Raw genomic sequence first — 19,038 nt, forward strand, 5'->3', positions numbered from 1 at the left:
CGGCCCGACGACGACCCTTTTGGCGGCCTTCCCGGGTGGGGTCAGGGACGGTTCGGGGCCGCACCCGGGGCAGTCGTCACCCCTGGGTAGGACATCGGGGTCATCGGACTAGTCCCGTCGACCCTTGTTCCCCGGGCGAGCCCTTCGAAGCCGCGTCTGGACGGCCGTCCGAGCCGTCCGCACGGCAGGCTGTCGGTGATGAATGCCGTCGATGAGTCCCAGGCCGAGGCGACGCCGGTACGGCCACGCCACGCAGCACCCGCCGCCGATTCCGAGCAGGCGCCGACCGATGCGACAGCCGTACCGCCGATCGTCGTCGACGGCCTGACCAAGGACTTCGGCCGGGTCCGAGCAGTCGACGCGCTCAGTTTCACCGTTGCGCCCGGACGCGTCACCGGGTTCCTCGGGCCGAACGGCGCCGGCAAGTCGACCACCCTGCGGGTGCTGCTGGGGCTTGCCGAACCGACCAGCGGGCGAGCCACCTTCGGCGGGGTCGGCTACCGCGACCTGCCGATGCCGCAACAGCGGGTCGGTGCCGTCCTCGAACCGGCGTTCCACCCCGGTCGGACCGGCCGCGACCACCTGGCGGTGCAGGCCGCAACCGCCGGTGCCACCCCGCGCCGGATCAACGAACTGCTCGCCCTTGTCGGGCTGGCCGACGCGGCGGACCGCCGGGTCGGCGGTTACTCGCTGGGGATGCGGCAGCGGCTGGCGCTGGCCACCGCCCTGCTCGGCGAACCCGACTATCTCATCCTGGACGAGCCGGGCAACGGGCTCGACCCGGAGGGCATCCACTGGTTGCGCGGATTCCTGCAGTCCTACGCCGCTCGCGGCAACGTGGTCCTGATGTCCTCCCACATCCTGAACGAGGTGGAGGCGACCGTCGACGACGTCGTGGTGATCGGCAACGGCCGGTTGCTTCGGCAGTCGCCGATGCAGGACCTGGCCGCCGAGCGACGATCGATCAGACTCCGCGTGCAGGACCAGCGGACGGCGACCGCCGTACTGGATCGGATGCGGCTGAGTTGGCAGCAGGTCGATGACAGGCAGGGTGGCTTCCTGCAGGTGCAGACCACGGATCCGGGCGCGGTCGGCGCCGCGATCTTCGAAGCCGGTCTGCCGGTGTTGGAGTTGGCGCCGCAGGAGGTCGATCTCGAGTCGGAATTCTTCGCCCTGCTGGGAGGGCAGCCATGAGCATCGAGACACTCGACAGCCGGCCGGCCGGCACACCCGGATACCTGCAGCGCCTGCTGCGGTCGGAGTACCAGAAGATCACCAGCACCCGGATGGTGATCGTGCTCAGCTGCATCGTCGCCGCGGCCGGCATCGTCGGCGCGTTGATCATGAACGGGATCGGCCTTGCGGTCGCCGCAGAGGGGCAGAAAGTCTTTACCCAGCAGCGATTCGTCGCTGCTGCCTACACGTTTGCCAATCAGATGTCCCGGATCGTGGCGATCATTGCCGGTGCGATGGCGATGGGCGCGGAGTACCGGCACAAGACGCTGGCCGCCAGCTATCTCGCCGTACCTCGGCGCCGCGACCTGGTGCTCGGCAAGGCGGCGGTCACCTTCGGCTACGGGCTGGCCTTGGGCATCGTGGCAACGGGTCTGAGCTTCGTGGTTTCGATGATCTTCATCCTGTCCCAGGGCGGATCGTTGGCTCTCGACAGCGCCGCCACCTGGCAGGCACTGCTGATGAACGTGGTCACCATCGCCTTGTGGTCCATGATCGGCTACGGGCTCGGCCTGCTGGTCCGCCAGATGATTGCCTCGGTGGTGATCGCGGTCGTCTTCTGCTACGTCCTGGAACCGACTCTGTCGCTGATCTTCACCGTCAAGCAGTGGACCGTTCCCGGTCGGCTGCTGCCCGGCGGTGCGACCGACACGGCGATCGGCATCAGCCCGATGGACCTGATCCGCGGCCACGTGCCGACCGACGGACCGGCGGCCTGGACCGGGCTGCTGGTGCTGCTCGGCTGGGCGCTGCTGCCGGCCGTGATCGGCTACGTCAGCACAGTTCGCCGCGACGTCGACTGACCGGACGCGCGCCCGCGACGGGATGGACACTAGGCTGAGCGCAATGTATGAGTCAGTGCTCGATCTGCCGCTGCTCCACGCAGGCAAGATCCGTGAGCTGTACGCGATGGGTGACGACCGGCTGCTGATGGTCGCCACCGACAAGATCTCCGCCTTCGACTTCGTCCTGGAACCGCCGATCGACGACAAGGGCGAGATCCTCACCCGGATGTCGTCGTTCTGGTTCGAGCTGTTCGACGACGTCGACAACCACGTCGTCAGCACCGACGTCCCGGAGGCCGTCGCCGGTCGGGCGGTGATCTGCGAGAAGCTCGAGATGATCGAGATCGAGTGTGTCGCCCGCGGCTATCTGATGGGTTCGGGCTGGGCGGAGTACCAGCAGACCCGGACCGTCTGCGGGATCGAGCTGCCGGTCGGACTGCAGAACGGGTCGCGGCTGCCGGAGCCGATCTTCACCCCCGCGTCCAAGGCGCAGCTCGGCGAGCACGACGAGAACATCGACTTCGATCAGACGGTCGACCGGGTCGGTCGGGAGACCGCCGAACAGCTCCGCGCCCTGACCCTGGAGATCTACGGCCGCGCCGAGACCTACGCCACCGAGCACGGCATCATCCTGGCCGACACCAAATTCGAGTTCGGACGACGTGCCGATGGCACCATCGTGCTCGCCGACGAGGTCCTGACCCCGGACTCCTCGCGGTTCGTCGACGCGTCGACCTGGCAGCCGGGGGAGCGGATCGACTCCTACGACAAGCAATTCCTGCGGGACTGGCTGGTCAACGAGTCCGGCTGGGACCGCAGCGCAGATGTCGCCCCGCCGCCGCTGCCCGCCGAGATCGTCGCAGCCACCCGGCAGCGCTACCTGGACGCCTACCAAACCCTGACCGAAACCACCTTCTGACCGAATCAGAACCGCCCCCAACCCGCCGACCCGGCACTTCCTCCCGGGTTTTCCGCGTGTTTCGGGGAAGAACTGACGGGTCGGCGGTGGGCTGATCTGGGGAATGGGGCGGGCTCAACTAGGATCGTGGCCATGGCGCGTGTCGTGGTGAATGTGATGCCCAAGCCCGAGATCCTCGATCCGCAGGGCAAGGCGGTGACCGGGGCCCTGCAACGGCTCGGCTTCGACGGACTGACGGTCCGACAGGGTAAGCGGTTCGAGATCGAGGTCGACGGTGAGGTCACCGAGGCCCGACTGGACGAGATCCGCAAGGCGGCCGACACGCTGCTGGCCAACACCGTGATCGAATCCTTCGACGTCGTCGTGGAAGAGCAGGCCGCCTCGGCCGGGGTTGCCTGATGGCTCCGCGGATCGGTGTGATCACCTTCCCCGGCACGCTTGATGATCATGATGCGCTGCGGGCGATCCGGCTGAGCGGCGCGGAACCGGTGTCGCTGTGGCACGCCAGCGACTCCCTGGACGGAGTCTCCGCGGTGATCCTGCCCGGTGGTTTCTCCTACGGCGACTACCTGCGCTGTGGTGCGATCTCCCGGTTCGCTCCGATCATGACCGAGCTGATCAAGCAGGCCGAGGCCGGGATGCCCGTCCTCGGTGTCTGCAACGGTTTCCAGGTGCTCTGCGAGGCGCACCTGCTGCCCGGGGCACTGATCGGCAACGACGTCCAGGTGTTCACCTGTGTCGACCAGGCGCTGACCGTGGAGTCCGACCGGACCGCCTGGACCAACGCGTACGAACAGGGTCAACAGATCACCATCGTGCTGAAGAACGGTGAGGGCCGCTACGTCGCCGACGCCGAGACCCTGGACCGGCTGGAAGGCGAGGGTCAGGTCGTCTTCCGCTACGCCGGCAGCAACCCGAACGGCTCCTACCGCGACATCGCCGGGGTCAGCAACGAACGCGGCAATGTGGTCGGCCTGATGCCGCACCCCGAGCACAACGTCGATCCGCTGACCGCTCCCGGACTCGACGGCGTCGGCTTCTTCAGCAGCGTGCTGCAGCAGCTGCAGGCCGTGTAGTGACGCGCGTCATAAATTCGTTGGCCATTCGACGCCTGAAGCGGCGATCTGCTGCGTTGTCGTCGGATGACATGCCCCGGCATGCGCACCTCCTCCGCCTTGCAGCTCACCGCTTCAGGCGCCGACTGCCTCCACGAATTCATGACGCGCGCCACTAGCAACTACGTGTCCGGCACGTCTCGTCGCTGGCCACTGACCGTCAAGTCAACGCTGGTGGTGGTCGGCCTGGTGCTGGTCTTCGGCCTGCTCCGGCTGGTCAGTGGGCTGTCCGAGCCGACGTCACAGACCGAGATCTACACCCCCAACGTCGTCGTGGTCGGCGTCACCGGCCGCTACCAACCCACCGCAACCGACGACAAGATCATCTCCGCCCACACCGACGACGTCCAGGCCGGTGCGATCTCCACCCGACCGGCGATCCAGGGCGAATGCGCCGCTGCCGGCTGGCTGACCGTCGGTGCCGGTCGACGGACCACCGCCGGCGGCTTGTGCGACCCCGCGGTGTCCGGCAGCGGGACGGCCGCCTCGATCCCCGACTGGCAGCAGCGACTGGCCAAGGCCGGGGCGAACGCCGGCGATGCGCGGCTGGGCACGCTGGCAGCCCAGAGCAAGGGCTGTGTCCAGGCCGTTGGCGCCGGTGCCGCGCTGGCAGCCGCCAATCCCGACGGCACCCTCGATCGCTACCGGACCGCCCAGCAGTTCGCGGCCGGCGGCTATCGTCCGGACTGCCCGATCACCCTGGTCGATGCCGGTCAGGACTCCGATCGGGTGATCAGCCGGCTGGCCGACCGGGAAGACGTGACGTTGATCGTCACCGGCATCGGTCCGGCTGCTGGCTCCCACGACGAGAACCTGCAGCTCATCTACCGGCTCGGCACCACGTTGCCGGGGCTGATGACCTCGGAGTCGACCCGCCGCGAGGGCATCGTCACCCTGATCGACCTGACGCGGACCTTGGTCGGTTTCGCCCACGACAACAAGCCGCTGCCCGCGGGGCTGCCGCTGGACGGCACCGCGATCGGTGTGCAACCGCAACCGGTGTCGACAGCGATCCTCAGCAAACACCTGACGACGCTGCACAACCTCTCCTCCGTCGCTCCCGTCGGGTACGTCGTCGGCGGCCTGATCGGCGTCGGGCTGGCGGTGACGATCGCGATCGCCGCTGTGCGCCGCCGATGGGCGGTGATCCGGCCCGCGCTGGCCGCCCTGGCGACGCTGACCGCCGCGCTGATGCTGACCGGGTCGTTCGGATGGCAGGCCCAGCAGCATCCGACGCCTGCACTGCTGCTGACGCTGGTGTTCTGGGTGGCTGCGTTGGCCGCTGCGACCTTGGGCCTGTCCCGCTGGCTGAAGCTGCCGCTGCCGATCGTCGCCGCCGGCCTGGTGATGGCGACCTACACCACCGACGCCGCGCTCGGTGGCGTGATGCAGCCGGGCTCACTGCTCAACTCCCGCCCGGTCGCCGGTGGCCGCTGGTACGGCTTCGGCAACAGCACCTTCGGCAGCTATGCGGTCTCGGCGATCACCGTCGCCGGCTACGTCGCGCATCGGTTCGCCCGCGCGGGTCGACGATGGCTGCCGATGGTCGCGGTGTTGATCATCGGCGGCCTGGCCGTCGCCTGCGAGGGGTGGCCGTCGATGGGCGCCGACTTCGGCGGGGTGATCTCGTTGACGCCGACGGTGTTGTTCCTGGCGTTGGCCGTCTCCCCGGCCAAGATCACCTGGCCCCGGCTCCTGATCATCGGGGCATCGGCGGTCGTTGCGGTCGGTCTGGTGTCGGTGATCGACTGGACCCGCGGCGCCGGCCATCGCAGTCATCTCGGTGACTTCGTCCAGCGGGTGATCAGCGGCGATGCCTGGCCGATCGTGCTGCGCAAGGCGGTCGCGTCCGGCAGCACCCTGATCGCGCCGCTCGGCATCATCGGCATCGTCGTCGGCGGCGCGATCTGGATCGTGATCTTCCGCCGGCTCCGGCACGCGATCACCGAGCAGCAGTTCTCGACCTATCACGTGACGGCGATCACCGCCTGCGCGACCGGGATCATCGGGACCCTGCTGAACGACGCCGGCATCTCGGTCTTCCTGACCGTCACCGGCCCCTTCATGGTGACCACGGTCGGCCTGCTGTACGGCCGCTTCCGCCGCCTCGGGTGGGCCGGCGTCGTTCACGGTGAGGATGTTCAGGATCCGCTCGAACCCGACGACGGCCCCGGACCCGCGCCGACCCGCCCACGCGATCCGTCGCGTTCGGGCAACCCCGCGATCCGTGGCCGTCGTCGGTCCAGCTGATCAGTTACCGACGCACCACGTCGGCGAACCGCCGATGTTGTCGACGTAACGCGCCGAGACCCAGTTCGATCCGGGCAGCTGGTACCACAGGGTGTTGCCGCCGACCGATTGGGCCTTCAGCTTGCAGACGGCCTTGGTGCGGGTGCCCTTCTTCAACGAGCCGACCGACGTGTCGTGGGTGTTGGGTCCGTGCCGGACCGTGAGCTTCGCGGTCGTCCGGATCGCCGCCGGCTTGCTGGTCGTGCCACACCAGGCGATCTTCGAGCCGCGCAGTTCCTTGACGTAACGACCGGAGATCCAGGACTGGGCACCCTCGCCGGCCGGCAGCTGATACCAGGTGCGGTTGCCCTCGATCGATGCGCCGGCGATCTTGCAGACCAACGGCACGGTCGCGCCGGGCCGGATCGTGCTGACCTTCATCGCCTGCCGGGTCGGGGCGTAGCGGACGGTGAGCGAGGACTTGGCGGTGACCTTGCCGTCACCGGCGGCCTGCGCCGGGGTGCTGGCCAGGGCGGCGGTCGCCCCGGTCGCCAGTGCGGCTGCGGCTACGATGCCGGCGGCCCGCTTGGCCCAGGAAGTGACGCTCATCTGATTTCTCCTTCGGTCGGCTCGCGGTGCTGCGAGCGGCTCTCCCGTCCACGGGGAGTCGGACGGTTCTATCCATGGAGATGCAGGATGCGGCCGAAAAGTTGGACGGATCCGCAGATCGGCGGGCGGAATCGGTGGATCGCCGCGGAGGCACTAGCCTTACGGCCGTGGCGGATACCGTTGAGCAGGCGGCGAAGACCCCCGAGCAGAGCCAGCCGTGGCGCGAACTCGGGCTGAAGGAAGACGAGTACACCCGGATCCGGGAGATCCTGGGGCGGCGACCGACCGGCAGCGAGCTGGCGATGTACTCGGTGATGTGGTCGGAGCACTGCTCCTACAAGTCCTCCAAGGTGCATCTGCGGCGGTTCGGTGAGGTGCCGGCCGAGACCCCGGTCGGCAAGCTGCTGGCCGGCATCGGCGAGAACGCCGGCGTGATCGACATCGGCAACGACTATGCCGTCACCTTCAAGATCGAATCCCACAACCACCCGTCCTATGTCGAGCCGTACCAGGGCGCCGCGACCGGCGTCGGCGGCATCGTCCGCGACATCCTCGCGATGGGTGCCCGACCGGTCGGCGTGATGGATGCGCTGCGGTTCGGCCCGTTGGACGCCCCCGACACCCATCGGGTGCTGCCCGGTGTGGTCGCCGGTGTCGGCGGCTACGGCAACTGCCTCGGACTGCCGAACATCGGCGGCGAGGTCGTCTTCGACCCGTCCTACCTCGGCAACCCGCTGGTGAACGCGCTCTGCGTCGGTGTGCTCAAGCACGAGGACCTGCAGCTCGGCCGGGCGACCGGCACCGGCAACAAAGTGATCTTGTACGGCGCCGCCACCGGCGGCGACGGGATCGGCGGCGCCTCGGTGCTGGCCAGCGAGACCTTCGATGCAGACGGTCCGGCGAAGCGGCCCAGTGTCCAGGTCGGCGATCCGTTCCAGGAGAAGCTGCTGATCGAGTGCACGCTGGAGCTTTTCGCCGCCGGCGTGATCAACGGGATCAGCGATCTCGGCGCGGCCGGCTTGAGCTGCGCGACCGCGGAGCTGGCCAGTTCCGGCGACGGCGGCATGCACGTCGTCCTGGATCGGGCGCCGTTGCGGGACCACACGTTGAGCCCCGAAGAGATCCTGATGAGCGAATCGCAGGAACGGATGATGGCGGTCGTCGAACCGCAGCATCTGGACCGCTTCTTCGAGATCTGCACGAAGTGGGACGTGCTGGCCACCGAGATCGGCGAGGTCACCGACACCGGCCGGTTGATCATCGACTGGCACGGCGAGACGATCGTCGACGTCGAGCCGCGGACCGTGGCCGACGAGGGTCCGGTCTACGAGCGTCCTTACGCCCGGCCGTCCTGGCAGGACAGCGTCCAGGCCGATGGCGTCGATGATCTTGAACGGCCCAGCTCCGCGGTCGGTCTGCAGGAGACCTTGTTGCGGATCATCGGCTCGGCCAACCTGGCCGACAAGTCCTGGATCACCGATCAGTACGATCGCTACGTCCGCGGCAACAGTGTGCTGGCGCAGCCGGAGGACTCCGGCATGCTGCGGATCGACGAGGACACCAATCTCGGGGTCGCGTTGGCCACCGACTGCAACGGTCGCTTCGCCTACCTGGACCCGTACGCCGGCGCCCAGCTCGCGTTGGCCGAGGCCTATCGCAATGTCGCCGTCACCGGCGCCCGGCCGCTCGCGGTCTCGGACTGCCTCAACTTCGGCTCGCCGGAGGATCCGGCGGTGATGTGGCAGTTCGAGCGGGCGATCGCCGCCCTGGTCGACGGCTGCAAGCAGCTCGGCACACCGGTCACCGGCGGCAACGTCAGCTTCTACAACCAGACCGGAGATCAGGCCATCCTGCCGACGCCGGTGGTCGGCGTGCTCGGCGTGATCGACGATGTGTCTCGGCGGACGCCGATGGGCTTCGCAGCCGACGGCGATCTGATCTTGCTGCTCGGTGACACCCGGGACGAGCTGGCCGGTTCTGCCTGGGCCGGTGTCGTTCATGATCATCTCGGAGGGCTGCCGCCGCAGGTCGATCTTGATCATGAGATCCGGTTGGCCGAGGTGATGATCGCTGCCGCTCGGCAGGGACTGTTGTCCAGTGCACACGACCTTTCCGAGGGTGGCCTGGCCCAGGCCCTGGTGGATGCGATCCTCCGGAACGATCACGGTGCTCGGGTCACCCTGCCGAACGAGCTCGACCCGTTCGTCGCCCTGTTCTCCGAGAGCGCCGGTCGGGTGCTGGTCTCGCTGCCGGCCGGGCATCGCGACGACTTCGAGGCGCTGTGTGAGCAGCATCGGGTGTCGGTGCAGCAACTCGGCACCGTCGGCGGAACAGCACTGGACGTCGAGGGCCAGTTCGGTCTCGAGATCGAAGTACTGCGCGCGGCCTGGCAGGCGCCGATCCGCGATGCGGTGGAGGCCACCGCCTGAATCTGCGGCCGACACGGCGCATCGAATGGTGATCACGAATGATCACCATTCGGTGTCGAAGTTGTGACAATCGCGCCTTTTGACCGGCAATACTCTCGCCAATTGTCGGTGCACCATGATTCATTGGGGCCGCACAGCAAGCCTGTATCCAGGCTCAGTGACACATCCCCCACAGGAGGACTCAAGTCCCGATGAATCGATCACCACTGATATCTCTGCGCCGGCGATCCCGGCGCGTCGTCGCCCTGACGATCGCCCCGGTGCTGGCCTTGACCACCGCTGTCGGCGTCCTCGCCCCGACGCAGCAGGCGGCGGCCGCGGCGAAGGTTCCCGACGTGCAGAAGCTCGCCGGTGAGCTGTCCGACCAGCAACTGACCTGGGAGACCTGTGACTTCGGCGATCCCGCGCTGAACGACCGCTTCAATGTCCCCAACGTTTCCTGTGCCACCGTCAAGGTGCCGCAGGACTGGCATGATCCGGCCAACGGCAAGACCTGGGACATCCGGATCTCCCAGGCCAAGAACATCGATGTCGACAACGGCCGCTACCAGGGCACCGTGTTCGCCAATCCGGGCGGTCCGGGCGGTGAGGGCCTGGTCTGGGGGCCGGCGTTGCAGGAACGCACTCCGGACATGAATCCGTACTACAACTACGTCGGTTTCGATCCGCGTGGTGTCGGGCAGAGCAGCCATGCCTCCTGCGAGTACGAGTTCGATCCCGAGGCGACCGACCCGTACGCCGAGGTCAAGGCCGCCGGTGAGGCGTGTTCCGCCAACGCCGAGGTGAAGACGATCAACACCGAGCAGACCAGCTACGACATGGACTTCATCCGCTTCCTGCTCGGGGCGCCCAAGCTGAGCTATGTCGGCTACTCCTACGGCACCTGGCTCGGCGCCTGGTATGAGAAGGTGTTCGGCGCCACGTACGGTGACAAGTTCGTGCTGGACTCCTCGATCGACAGCACCGAGCCGACGCTGCAGTCGACCTGGGACCTGCAGCCGATCGCCCGCGACCGCCAGTTCGAGCTGCACATGATGAACTGGATCGCCCGCCACGACGCTGACTACAAGCTCGGTGAGGATCCGCAGAAGATCTACAACGACTACTTCGCCGCCACGGCGAAACTCGACCCGACCCTGGTGCTGTTCGCCTGGATCTTCCTCGGTGGTGCCGGCGCCTTCAGCGTCAACGACGACTATCCGCTGGCCGCCGAGGTGGTCAAGTTCCTGATCGACTCGGCAGCCGAGGACGGTGCGGTGGCACAGCGTTCGGCGGCAGCCAATCCTGCTGCCGCCACCGATGAGCTGCTCGCCCGCGGCGAGAAGTCGGCGTCGCCGAAGCTCAAGGCTCAGATCAAGAAGGCCCGCCAGCAGCTCGCCCCGCTGGCCGACACGAAGACCAAGAGCCAGCATCGGCAGTCCGAGCAGCAGTCGGCCGGCAAGGCGGCAGCGCTGGAGACCGGCGTCCTCGAGGACCCGTTCGAGATGATCCGCTGCAACGACGGCCAGTGGACCCAGGGCGAGAAGTACTGGGCGAAGCACAACAAGAAGCAGGCCAAGCAGGCTCCGCTCAGTGATTCCTGGGGTCTGCTGGATGTGCCGGTGTGCGCCTACTGGCGGACCACCAACCTGATGCCGGTGGCTACCGACTCCTTCCCCGACACCGTCGTGGTGCAGGGCGAGTTGGATTCCCAGACCGGCTGGGAGGGCGGCTACACCGCGGGCACCGAACTGCCGAACACCAGCCTGATCGCGATCGACAACGAGGGATCGCACGGGCACTTCCCGTACGGCACTGAAGCGGTCGACCGACCGATCTACAACTACTTCCTGGACGGCAAGCAGCCCAAGAACATCAAGGTGACCCAGGCGCAGCCGTTGCCGGAGGACAAGCAGACCTACGAATCGTGGGCCAAGCTGAACAAGAAGGCCAAGCACACCGGCAAGGACGCCACCTCGCCGTGGATCCCGGTCGACGGCAAGGCAGCCACCGTCACATCCAGCTCGGCCGGGGACGACCTGTTGGCCAAGGCGACCACCGATCAACTGCTCCGGCAGCGGGTGCAGCAGATCTACGGCGCCGACGGCGTACGGGCTCTGCACGAGCAGGGCGTGCTGTGATCGTCCGCAGCTGACGGTTACCTGAATCGGCCGTGGGGCCGGTCCCGCCCGGGGCCGGCCCCATGGCCGTTGCAGATGATCATGGGGGCAGTGCTGTCGCCCCGACGGAGGCCGGCCAGACGGCGGAGCGTTCGCACCGGTCCCCCGAGTCGGTGCGAACGCTCCAACCGCTCTCGCGTGTCAGTGGTGACGCGAACCCCCCAGCTTGCGTCCGACCCCCTAATACGCGCTGTCGCAACCCGGCCGATGCGAACGGCTCAGCTGCGATGGCAGGAATGATTCTGCCGTTCGGCACCGACAGTGTCGTCAGCCTGGGGTGGTATTCGCCAGGTAACGCCAGAGGATGATTCTGCCGGTTCTGCCAAAGCAATCGAGCCGGCAGCGGCCCGCGCCAGGGCCGATTGCGGCATGATCGCGTCATGACCATCGGCAACCAGTTCAGCGTCCTTCGTCGCCAGGACGGCGTGGACGGCGAACTGATCGGATCGGGGCTGCTGATCCAGCCTCGCATCGTGCAGCTCGACGGGCAGGCCGCGGCCCTGTTGCGGACGACGCCGCACCAGGCCGACCAGCTCGAGCTCCGGGTCGACGGTGTCGGCGCATCTCGAGCCGTCCAGCGGATCCGGCCGGGACTGCTCTCCTATGCCGAGACCAGCCAGATCGTCGCCGCCAACGTGCCGGGGATCACCCTGCTGCCGGTCGACGGTGATCTGGTGTTCCTCGAGATCGCAGCCGATGACGATGATGACGACGACGATGACTGCGTCGGTGATCCGTGGTGGTGCGTCGTCGTCTGCACGTCGTCCTGCACCTGTTAGATCGACCCCACGATCATGGTTGCTCACTGGCGGACTCGCCGGGCGATGCTGCTGGACGTCGTCATCGCGCTGGCTGTCGGCTCCTTCGACGCCTGGGTCAGTCTGGCCGCCCGGCTCACCGCCAGCGGTAGCATCCGCCCTGGTCCGGTGCTGCCGCCGCCGCTGGTGATCATCTTGTTCTGCAGTGCCGGTGCTGTCCTGTTGTTCCGGCGGCGGTGGCCGATCCGGACGTTCCTGATCATCTGGGTGCTCTATCTGACACCGATAGCGTTCCCGGTGCTGCAACCGTTCATGGTGTTGCTGGTGGCGATGTTCACGGTGTCCTCGACGCTCGGCCGCCGGCCCGCGGTGTGGAGCCTGTTGGCAACCTTCGTCGTCTTCGGGATCGAGATCGTCAACACCGCTCCGGTGGGTGTGCGGGCCAACACCTGGAGTTGGGTCATTCCGACGCTGGTGTTCGACGTGGTGATGGTCGTCCTGGTCTGGGTCGCAGCGCGGCTGCGTTATCGGTTCGCGCACCGGATCGCCGGCCTGGAACGCCGGCGGGAGGAGGAGATCCGCACCGCCGTCCGGCAGGAACGCCTCGCCGTCAGCCGGGACCTGCATGACATCGTCTCGCATTCGGTGAGCGCGATGACCCTGCAGGCGGCCGGCGCGAGGGCGGTGATGCAGCAGCAGCCGCAGCGGGTCCGTCCGGCGCTGGACGCCATCGAACAGACCGGCATCCAGGCCATGAGCGAACTGCAGCGGCTGCTGCAGGTGCTGCGTTCGGACGCCGACTACGTCGAGTCGACCGGCGCCGCCACCCGGGAGCGGTTGAGCCGGTTGCCCGAGCTGATCGAGCAGGCCCGCAGAGCCGGGCAGCGCGTCGAACTCGTGGTCTCCGGTGACCCGTGCGATCTCGATCCGAGTGTTGAGATGACCTGCTACCGGGTGATCCAGGAGGCGCTGGACAACGCCGGCCGCCATGCCGGCGCGGACGTGGTGGTCCGGGTGCAGCTGGAATGGCTGCCGCCCCGACTGCGGACCAGTGTTGTGAACGGGGCGGGCGCCGCTCGGCCCGGCGTGCGGTTGTCCACCGGGCACGGATTGATCGGACTTGCCGAGCGGGTCCAGTTGGTCGGCGGCGAGCTGGAGACCGGACCGTTGCCCGACGGCGGGTTCCGGATCACCGCAACTCTGCCCGTCACCCGACCGTCCATGGACAGAACGGAAACCTGACCGCGACGTCAATGCCCGCTACGCCTCGGTGGATCGAGGCTAAGCTTCGCTCGGACAGGGGGAGGCGGGGCGGTGGCGATATCCGTTGTTGTCGCAGATGATCAGGATCTGGTTCGTGCGGGATTGTTGATGTTGCTCGAGGCGCAGACCGACATCGCGGTGGTCGGCGAGGTATCCGACGGACCGGGTGCCGTCGAGTTCGCTCTGCGGGAGCATCCCGATGTGGTCCTGATGGACGTCCAGATGCCCGGGCTGAGCGGGATCGAGGCGACCGAGCGGATCGTCCGCGCCGGCGGCGAGGATCATGCCGCGCCGGTCCGGGTGCTGATCCTGACCACCTTCGCCGATGACGAGGTGTTGTATCCCGCGCTGCGTGCCGGTGCCAGTGGCTACCTGCTCAAGCATGCGGCACCGCAGGACCTGCCGAGCGCGATCCGGGCGGTTGCCGCGGGACAGTCCTGGCTCGACCCGCGGGTCGCCGGTGGCGTGATGGAACGGGCCGCCGGCCAGCCGCGGCCACGGATCGACGGCGGTCGGCTGGCCGAGTTGCTGACGCCGCGCGAGTTGGAGGTGCTGGCGTTGATGGCGCAGGGCAGGACCAATCGACAGATCGCCGAGCATCTGGTGCTCAGTGAGGCCACGGTCAAGACGCACGTCGCCCGGGTGATCGCCAAGACCGACAGCCATGATCGGGCGCAGGCGGTGGCGTTGGCCTATCAGAGCGGTGTCGCCCGCCCCTGACCCCGAGGTGCGGCCGGCCACCACGCGATCCGGTGGGCTGGTTAAGCTCCCGCCATGACTGCCGTACCGACCACCGCCGAGGATGTCCGCGCCGCCGTCGAGCGAGAGTTGCCCGGCGTCCTGGCCACGCTGAAGGACCACGTCGCGATCCCGTCGGTGAGTGCCGACCCGGGACGTGATGATCAGGTCCGGGCCAGTGCGGACTTCGTCGCCGCGCAGTTGCGTTCGCTGGGGGCGGCCGAGGTCACGATCTCCAGTGTCGACGGTGGCAAGCCGGCCGTTATCGCTCACTTCCCGGCCCCCGCCGGCCAGCCGACGGTCTGCCTGTACGCCCACCACGACGTCCAGCCCGAGGGCGACCGCTCGTTGTGGGACACCGGCGACCCGTTCGTGCAGACCCAGGTCGGCGAGCGGGTCTTCGGCCGCGGGGTGGCCGACGACAAGGGCGGTCTGGCGATGCATCTGGCGGCGCTGCGGGCCTTCGGTGGCAAGCCGCCGGTCGGTGTCACGCTCTTCATCGAGGGCGAGGAGGAGGTCGGTTCGCCGACACTCCGGGCGCTGCTGGACAAGCATCGCGACGAGCTGGCCTCCGACGTTTTCGTGATCGGTGACTCCGGCAACTGGGAGGTCGGCGTCCCGGCCTTCACCAACACCCTGCGCGGGCTCGCCGAGGCCTACGTCGAGCTGCGGACCATCGATCACGCCCTGCACTCCGGCATGTTCGGCGGTCTGGTGCCTGATGCCCTGACGGCGATCTGCCGGCTGCTGGCGACCCTGCACGACGAGCAGGGCAACGTCGCCGTCGAAGGCCTGCACACCGCCCCGACACCGGATGTCGACTACCCCGAGGATCGTGTACGACGCGAATCGGCGATCCTGGACGGCGTCCAGTTGATCGGCGAAGGCCCTTACACAGAACGGATCTGGGCGAAGCCGTCGATCACCGTCGTCGGTCTCGACGCGACACCGGTGGACAAGGCGTCGAACACGCTGTGGCCGGTCGCGAAGGCCAAGATCAGCATGCGGCTGGCGCCCGGTCAGGACGCCGCCGATGCCCAGCAGAAGTTGATCAAACACCTGGAAGATCATGTGCCGTGGGGTGCGCAGCTCACCGTCACCGGCGGTGAGACGGGCAACCCGTCGGTGGTCCCGTTCGACGGACCGTATGCAGAAGCGGCACGATCGGCGTTCACCGATGCGTGGGGCACCGAACCGGTCTTCATGGGGCAAGGCGGCTCGATCCCGATGATCGCCGACTTCGCCGAGGCCTACCCCGACGCCACCATCCTGGTCACCGGAGTCTGCGACCCCGACTCCCGGCCGCACGGCAGCAACGAGTCGTTGCACCTGGGCGACTTCGGCCGCGCCGCCGTCGGCGAGGCGTTGCTGCTGCTGAACTGCAGCGCGATCACGGCCTGAGTTGTCGCAGGTGTGCTGACAGGACGGCCCGGACCCTGGTCCGGGGAACCGTCCGCGGGTGCAGCAGGGCACCCATCGAGAGCCCGTCGATCAGTGAGCACAGTCGTTCCGTCTCGACAGTGATATCGGCATCGCCGCGCAGCGCGCCGCGCTGCTGCATCGAGGACAGCACGTGCCCGATCAGCCGGCGGGTGCCCGCCGCCGACTTCGTCGCGAGCTCGGCCAACTGCGGTCTGGTCCGGGCGGCGATGCTGAATTCCAGCCAGACCGCCACCTCCAGCCGTCGGCGGTCGTCCAGCGGCAGCAGCTCCTCCAGCAGCTTGACCGTCAGTTCGGCGCGCTGCGCCTGGTCGGCGGTGACCACCGCATCGACGTGGGACTGGAGCCGGCCGGAGACGCGTTCGATCATCGACGCCATCGCAAACTCCAACAGCTCGCCGTGGCCGGAGAAGTAGTGCCGGACCGAGCCGATGTTGATCCCGGCCCGATCGGCGACCTGCTGCAGGGTTGCCGCGGCGAACCCGCTCTCGGCGATCACGGCGAAGGTGGCGTCGACCACCTCGGCGCGGCGGGCGGTCGGGTCGACGATCTTGGGCATGACCCTTTTCTATCACGGCCGTGATACGGTATTTATATATCACGTACATGACATAAAAGGAGGAATGATGGAGACCGTCCTGAATCTGCTGTTGATCAGGTTCGCCGTGATCGCCGCCGTGGTTGTCGTCGTCGCGCTGATCCTGTTCGCGATCGCGGTCGGGCTGCGCCGACGCGGGCGCTGGGAACAGACCAGGGATCGGGTTGTCGACTCGGCGCTGCCGATCATCAAGGGGCTGACCGACACACGGTCAGACCCGAACCTCCAAGGAGGTTCTGCGGACGGCCGGCGCTCGGTCGTCGGCAGTGTCGGCCGGGCGGCGATGAGATATGCCGCCGACCGCGCCGCGACGGCACGGCGCGATCAGCAGCAGATGGCGGATGAATCGTCCGACACCGATCGAGTGGATCGCCGATGATCGTCTCCCTGACCTCGATCGCGGCGCTGCTGATCGGTCTGCTGGTCCCGTTGGACGGCTCCGATCTCGTTCACCACCTGCTGCTGGACAAGCTCCTCAAGATGGGCATCGTGCTGCTGGCCGTCGTTGTGGTCGGGATCGGGATGGTGATCATCTGGCGCCGATCCGGGACCGGATCTGGTTGAGCCCGCGCTTCGTCGTGCCAGCGCCGGAGCACGGTGTGATCACCGACTGCTGGCCGGCTGTTGCTCGTCCGCCGCGGTCGTCTCGCCGGTCACGGGTTCATGGTCGTCGGTCATCGTCGACTCGTCGAACGGAAGATCGCCGGCCAGCACGGTGCGGACCCGATCATGATCGATGCTGTGGGTCCAGGTCCCGATCACCACGGTCGCGACGGAATTGCCGGCGAAGTTGGTCAGCGCCCTGGCCTCGGACATGAAGCGGTCGATGCCGACGATCAGCCCGACCCCGCCGACCAGGTCGGGCCGGTGGGTGGACAGTCCGCCGGCCAACGTTGCGAGCCCGGCACCGCTGACCCCGGCTGCGCCCTTGGAGGCGATCATCATGAAGATCAACAACGAGATCTGTTCACCGAGCTGGAACGGCTTGCCCATCGCGTCGGCGACGAACAGCGACGCCATCGTCAGATAGATCGCTGTCCCGTCCAGGTTGAAGGAATACCCGGTCGGGATGACGATGCCGACCGTCGGACGAGCGACGCCGAGATGCTCCAGCTTGGCCAGCGCGCGGGGGAGTGCCGACTCCGACGACGAGGTGGACACGATCAACAGGAACTCACGGGCCAGATACTTCAACAGCAGCAGGATGTTCACCCGGGCCACGAACCAGAGCAGCAGGCCGAGCACCACGCCGACGAACAGGATGCAGGTGATGTAGAAGCCGACCATCAGGGTCAGCAGGCTGCCGAGCACGGCCGGGCCGGCTGCGCCGACCACGGAGGCCATTGCGCCGAATGCGCCGATCGGCGCGACCCACATCACCATCGCCATGATCTTGAAGATCAACCGCTGGATGTGGCTGACGCCGCGGGTGATCGGTTCGCCCTTCTCACCCAGTGCCTGGACGCCGAAGCCGGCCAGCAACGCCACCAACAGGGTCTGCAACACCGAGCCCGAGGTCAACGAGGACACCAGGGTGTCGGGCACGACACTGAGGATGAAGCCGGTCAGTCCGCCTTCCTCGCCCTCCTCCGGCGGCTTCACCTGTGCCTTGCCCTTGTCGAGGATCGCGTCGGTCAGATGAAGGCCGTCGCCGGGATGCAGGACGTTGCCGACGATCAACCCGATCACCAGCGCCACCAGCGACATCACGATGAAGTAGGTCAGCGCGATGCCGCCGACCCGGCCGACCTGCGCCGCCTTGCGCACCGAGCCGATGCCGGTGATGATCGTGCAGAAGATGATCGGGCTGATCATCATCTTGATCAAGTTGACGAAGCCGGTGCCCAGCGGCGCCAGCGACTTGCCGAACTCGGGCCAGATCAGCCCGACCGCGATGCCGAGGATCACCGCGATGATCACCGCGACGTACAGCCAGTGGCTGCGATCACGCCGCTTGGCTGCTGGGTTCGAACCGCCGGTGGCTGTGGACATCGTTACTCCTGCCGTACGGGGACTGCTGCATCATCGCGCAGCGGCACGATAGCCGGTTTGAGACATGCTGTGTGACAGCGTCGAGCAGAGTGTCGCCATGCCTCCGGTCGACCAGGCGGCGGTGAACAGCAGCGCGTCCTGAACGGCGAACCGGCCGTCGAATCCAGCCGGTTCGGCCGATCGCGCTATCAACACGTCGGCTCGGAAGTCGCCGGAACGTCTGCCCCGCCACCTCGTCCGGACCCGGACATCGTGGAAGCCCAGCCACCGCCCGGTGATCGGATTCCATGCTTTGTAGACCGACTCCTTGATGCTGAACAACAGCAACGCCGGATCGAGGTCGTCGGGCCCGGTCGAGGCCGGTCCGGTCAACTCGTCGCTCCGGGCAACGACCGGCCGCAGATCGGCCGGGAGTTGACGGCACGGCTCCACGTCCACGCCGAGCGCGGGCACGACCTGCGCACGGCACAGCGCGCTACCCCGGTAACCGTCACAATGGGTGAGGCTGCCGACGATGCCCGGCGGCAGCAGAGGCTGCCGGGACGGTCCAACGGGGATGGCCGACGCCACGAATCCGAGCCGGGCCAGAGCACGCCGGGCGCAGAGTCGCGTCGTCGCGAACTCCGCACGGCGGCTCGGTACGGCGCCGGCAATGCCCGCCTCCTCTGCGGGGAACACCGTCGTGGTCAGATCCTGCCGGGACTCCTCCACCAGGACGCCGGCAGGTACGACCGATCTCAGGCTCATCGGCTGCCGCCCTCCGGTCCTCGT

Annotated in this window: 16 protein-coding genes and 1 pseudogene; 13 read left to right on the forward strand and 4 right to left on the reverse strand. The window is 67.7% G+C overall.

The genetic code is table 11. The features are described from left to right. The first annotated feature begins 198 nt into the window (after nucleotides 1-198). The 5 genes and pseudogenes from BLU38_RS16545 to BLU38_RS16570 all read left to right on the forward strand — a co-directional run bounded on the left by BLU38_RS16545 (nucleotide 199) and on the right by BLU38_RS16570 (nucleotide 6,302). Nucleotides 199-1,194, forward strand: a complete 996-nt coding sequence (locus BLU38_RS16545; protein ID WP_091526553.1) for an ABC transporter ATP-binding protein — start codon at nucleotides 199-201, stop codon at nucleotides 1,192-1,194. Continuing rightward, on the forward strand, nucleotides 1,191-2,036 hold the full coding sequence (locus tag BLU38_RS16550; protein WP_091526555.1) for an ABC transporter permease: 846 nt from the start codon (nucleotides 1,191-1,193) through the stop codon (nucleotides 2,034-2,036). The genes BLU38_RS16545 and BLU38_RS16550 overlap by 4 nt, the downstream gene beginning before the upstream one ends. 43 nt (nucleotides 2,037-2,079) lie before the next feature. Beyond that, a pseudogene (locus BLU38_RS16555) lies at nucleotides 2,080-3,336 on the forward strand (phosphoribosylaminoimidazolesuccinocarboxamide synthase). After that, on the forward strand, nucleotides 3,336-4,013 hold the full coding sequence (purQ, locus tag BLU38_RS16565) for a phosphoribosylformylglycinamidine synthase subunit PurQ (protein WP_091526559.1): 678 nt from the start codon (nucleotides 3,336-3,338) through the stop codon (nucleotides 4,011-4,013). The pseudogene BLU38_RS16555 and the gene purQ overlap by 1 nt, the downstream one beginning before the upstream one ends. A gap of 141 nt (nucleotides 4,014-4,154) precedes the next feature. Next, complete coding sequence (locus BLU38_RS16570) at nucleotides 4,155-6,302, forward strand: hypothetical protein (protein WP_157683514.1); 2,148 nt, start codon at nucleotides 4,155-4,157, stop codon at nucleotides 6,300-6,302. Here the strand turns inward: BLU38_RS16570 and BLU38_RS16575 are convergent, their stop codons facing one another. Beyond that, a complete protein-coding gene (locus tag BLU38_RS16575) occupies nucleotides 6,303-6,890 on the reverse strand; it encodes an SH3 domain-containing protein (RefSeq protein ID WP_091526562.1) in 588 nt (195 codons plus the stop codon). A gap of 167 nt (nucleotides 6,891-7,057) precedes the next feature. Between BLU38_RS16575 and purL the strand changes: the two genes are divergently transcribed. From purL to BLU38_RS16605, 6 genes are all read left to right on the forward strand, one after another. Beyond that, nucleotides 7,058-9,319, forward strand: coding sequence for a phosphoribosylformylglycinamidine synthase subunit PurL (gene purL, locus BLU38_RS16580; protein ID WP_231919884.1), 2,262 nt, complete (start codon nucleotides 7,058-7,060; stop codon nucleotides 9,317-9,319). Between the two features lie 191 nt (nucleotides 9,320-9,510). Next, complete coding sequence (locus tag BLU38_RS16585; RefSeq protein ID WP_091526563.1) at nucleotides 9,511-11,439, forward strand: alpha/beta fold hydrolase; 1,929 nt, start codon at nucleotides 9,511-9,513, stop codon at nucleotides 11,437-11,439. A gap of 419 nt (nucleotides 11,440-11,858) precedes the next feature. Beyond that, nucleotides 11,859-12,257, forward strand: a complete 399-nt coding sequence (locus tag BLU38_RS16590; RefSeq protein ID WP_091526565.1) for a hypothetical protein — start codon at nucleotides 11,859-11,861, stop codon at nucleotides 12,255-12,257. 15 nt (nucleotides 12,258-12,272) lie between these two features. Next, on the forward strand, nucleotides 12,273-13,478 hold the full coding sequence (locus tag BLU38_RS16595) for a sensor histidine kinase (protein WP_091526567.1): 1,206 nt from the start codon (nucleotides 12,273-12,275) through the stop codon (nucleotides 13,476-13,478). Between the two features lie 72 nt (nucleotides 13,479-13,550). Further along, nucleotides 13,551-14,219, forward strand: coding sequence for a response regulator (locus BLU38_RS16600; protein WP_091526569.1), 669 nt, complete (start codon nucleotides 13,551-13,553; stop codon nucleotides 14,217-14,219). Nucleotides 14,220-14,273: 54 nt separating this feature from the next. Further along, nucleotides 14,274-15,638, forward strand: coding sequence for a dipeptidase (locus tag BLU38_RS16605; RefSeq protein WP_091526571.1), 1,365 nt, complete (start codon nucleotides 14,274-14,276; stop codon nucleotides 15,636-15,638). Here the strand turns inward: BLU38_RS16605 and BLU38_RS16610 are convergent. Further along, complete coding sequence (locus tag BLU38_RS16610; protein ID WP_091526573.1) at nucleotides 15,628-16,236, reverse strand: TetR/AcrR family transcriptional regulator; 609 nt, start codon at nucleotides 16,234-16,236, stop codon at nucleotides 15,628-15,630. The genes BLU38_RS16605 and BLU38_RS16610 overlap by 11 nt on opposite strands. Between BLU38_RS16610 and BLU38_RS16615 the strand changes: the two genes are divergently transcribed. Then, the gene (locus BLU38_RS16615) at nucleotides 16,235-16,654 is read left to right on the forward strand and encodes a hypothetical protein (RefSeq protein ID WP_157683515.1); all 420 of its coding nucleotides are present in this window, start codon (nucleotides 16,235-16,237) and stop codon (nucleotides 16,652-16,654) included. The two genes, BLU38_RS16610 and BLU38_RS16615, sit on opposite strands and share 2 nt — an antisense overlap. Then, complete coding sequence (locus tag BLU38_RS16620) at nucleotides 16,651-16,839, forward strand: hypothetical protein (protein WP_091526577.1); 189 nt, start codon at nucleotides 16,651-16,653, stop codon at nucleotides 16,837-16,839. Before BLU38_RS16615 ends, BLU38_RS16620 begins: the two co-directional genes overlap by 4 nt. A gap of 39 nt (nucleotides 16,840-16,878) precedes the next feature. On the opposite strand, the gene BLU38_RS16625 is transcribed toward BLU38_RS16620, so the two are convergent. Together BLU38_RS16625 and BLU38_RS16630 are read right to left on the reverse strand one after the other, a co-directional pair. Further along, nucleotides 16,879-18,267: a cation:dicarboxylate symporter family transporter gene (locus BLU38_RS16625; protein WP_091526579.1), complete on the reverse strand. Its 1,389-nt coding sequence runs from the start codon at nucleotides 18,265-18,267 to the stop codon at nucleotides 16,879-16,881. Between the two features lie 30 nt (nucleotides 18,268-18,297). Next, nucleotides 18,298-19,014, reverse strand: a complete 717-nt coding sequence (locus tag BLU38_RS16630) for a 4'-phosphopantetheinyl transferase family protein (protein WP_091526581.1) — start codon at nucleotides 19,012-19,014, stop codon at nucleotides 18,298-18,300. Between the last annotated feature and the right edge of the window lie 24 nt (nucleotides 19,015-19,038).

The organism is Microlunatus soli, assembly GCF_900105385.1.
GTDB classification, from domain to species: domain Bacteria; phylum Actinomycetota; class Actinomycetes; order Propionibacteriales; family Propionibacteriaceae; genus Microlunatus; species Microlunatus soli.

Excerpts from the sequence above, each read along its gene's own strand:
- BLU38_RS16545 (WP_091526553.1), top strand. The coding sequence starts at position 199 with ATGAATGCCGTCGATGAGTCCCAGGCCGAGGCGACGCCGGTACGGCCA.
- BLU38_RS16550 (WP_091526555.1), top strand. The coding sequence starts at position 1,191 with ATGAGCATCGAGACACTCGACAGCCGGCCGGCCGGCACACCCGGATAC.
- purQ (WP_091526559.1), top strand. The coding sequence starts at position 3,336 with ATGGCTCCGCGGATCGGTGTGATCACCTTCCCCGGCACGCTTGATGAT.
- BLU38_RS16570 (WP_157683514.1), top strand. The coding sequence starts at position 4,155 with ATGACGCGCGCCACTAGCAACTACGTGTCCGGCACGTCTCGTCGCTGG.
- BLU38_RS16575 (WP_091526562.1), bottom strand. The coding sequence starts at position 6,890 with ATGAGCGTCACTTCCTGGGCCAAGCGGGCCGCCGGCATCGTAGCCGCA.
- BLU38_RS16585 (WP_091526563.1), top strand. The coding sequence starts at position 9,511 with ATGAATCGATCACCACTGATATCTCTGCGCCGGCGATCCCGGCGCGTC.
- BLU38_RS16590 (WP_091526565.1), top strand. The coding sequence starts at position 11,859 with ATGACCATCGGCAACCAGTTCAGCGTCCTTCGTCGCCAGGACGGCGTG.
- BLU38_RS16595 (WP_091526567.1), top strand. The coding sequence starts at position 12,273 with ATGGTTGCTCACTGGCGGACTCGCCGGGCGATGCTGCTGGACGTCGTC.
- BLU38_RS16605 (WP_091526571.1), top strand. The coding sequence starts at position 14,274 with ATGACTGCCGTACCGACCACCGCCGAGGATGTCCGCGCCGCCGTCGAG.
- BLU38_RS16615 (WP_157683515.1), top strand. The coding sequence starts at position 16,235 with ATGACCCTTTTCTATCACGGCCGTGATACGGTATTTATATATCACGTA.
- BLU38_RS16610 (WP_091526573.1), bottom strand. The coding sequence starts at position 16,236 with ATGCCCAAGATCGTCGACCCGACCGCCCGCCGCGCCGAGGTGGTCGAC.
- BLU38_RS16620 (WP_091526577.1), top strand. The coding sequence starts at position 16,651 with ATGATCGTCTCCCTGACCTCGATCGCGGCGCTGCTGATCGGTCTGCTG.
- BLU38_RS16625 (WP_091526579.1), bottom strand. The coding sequence starts at position 18,267 with ATGTCCACAGCCACCGGCGGTTCGAACCCAGCAGCCAAGCGGCGTGAT.
- BLU38_RS16630 (WP_091526581.1), bottom strand. The coding sequence starts at position 19,014 with ATGAGCCTGAGATCGGTCGTACCTGCCGGCGTCCTGGTGGAGGAGTCC.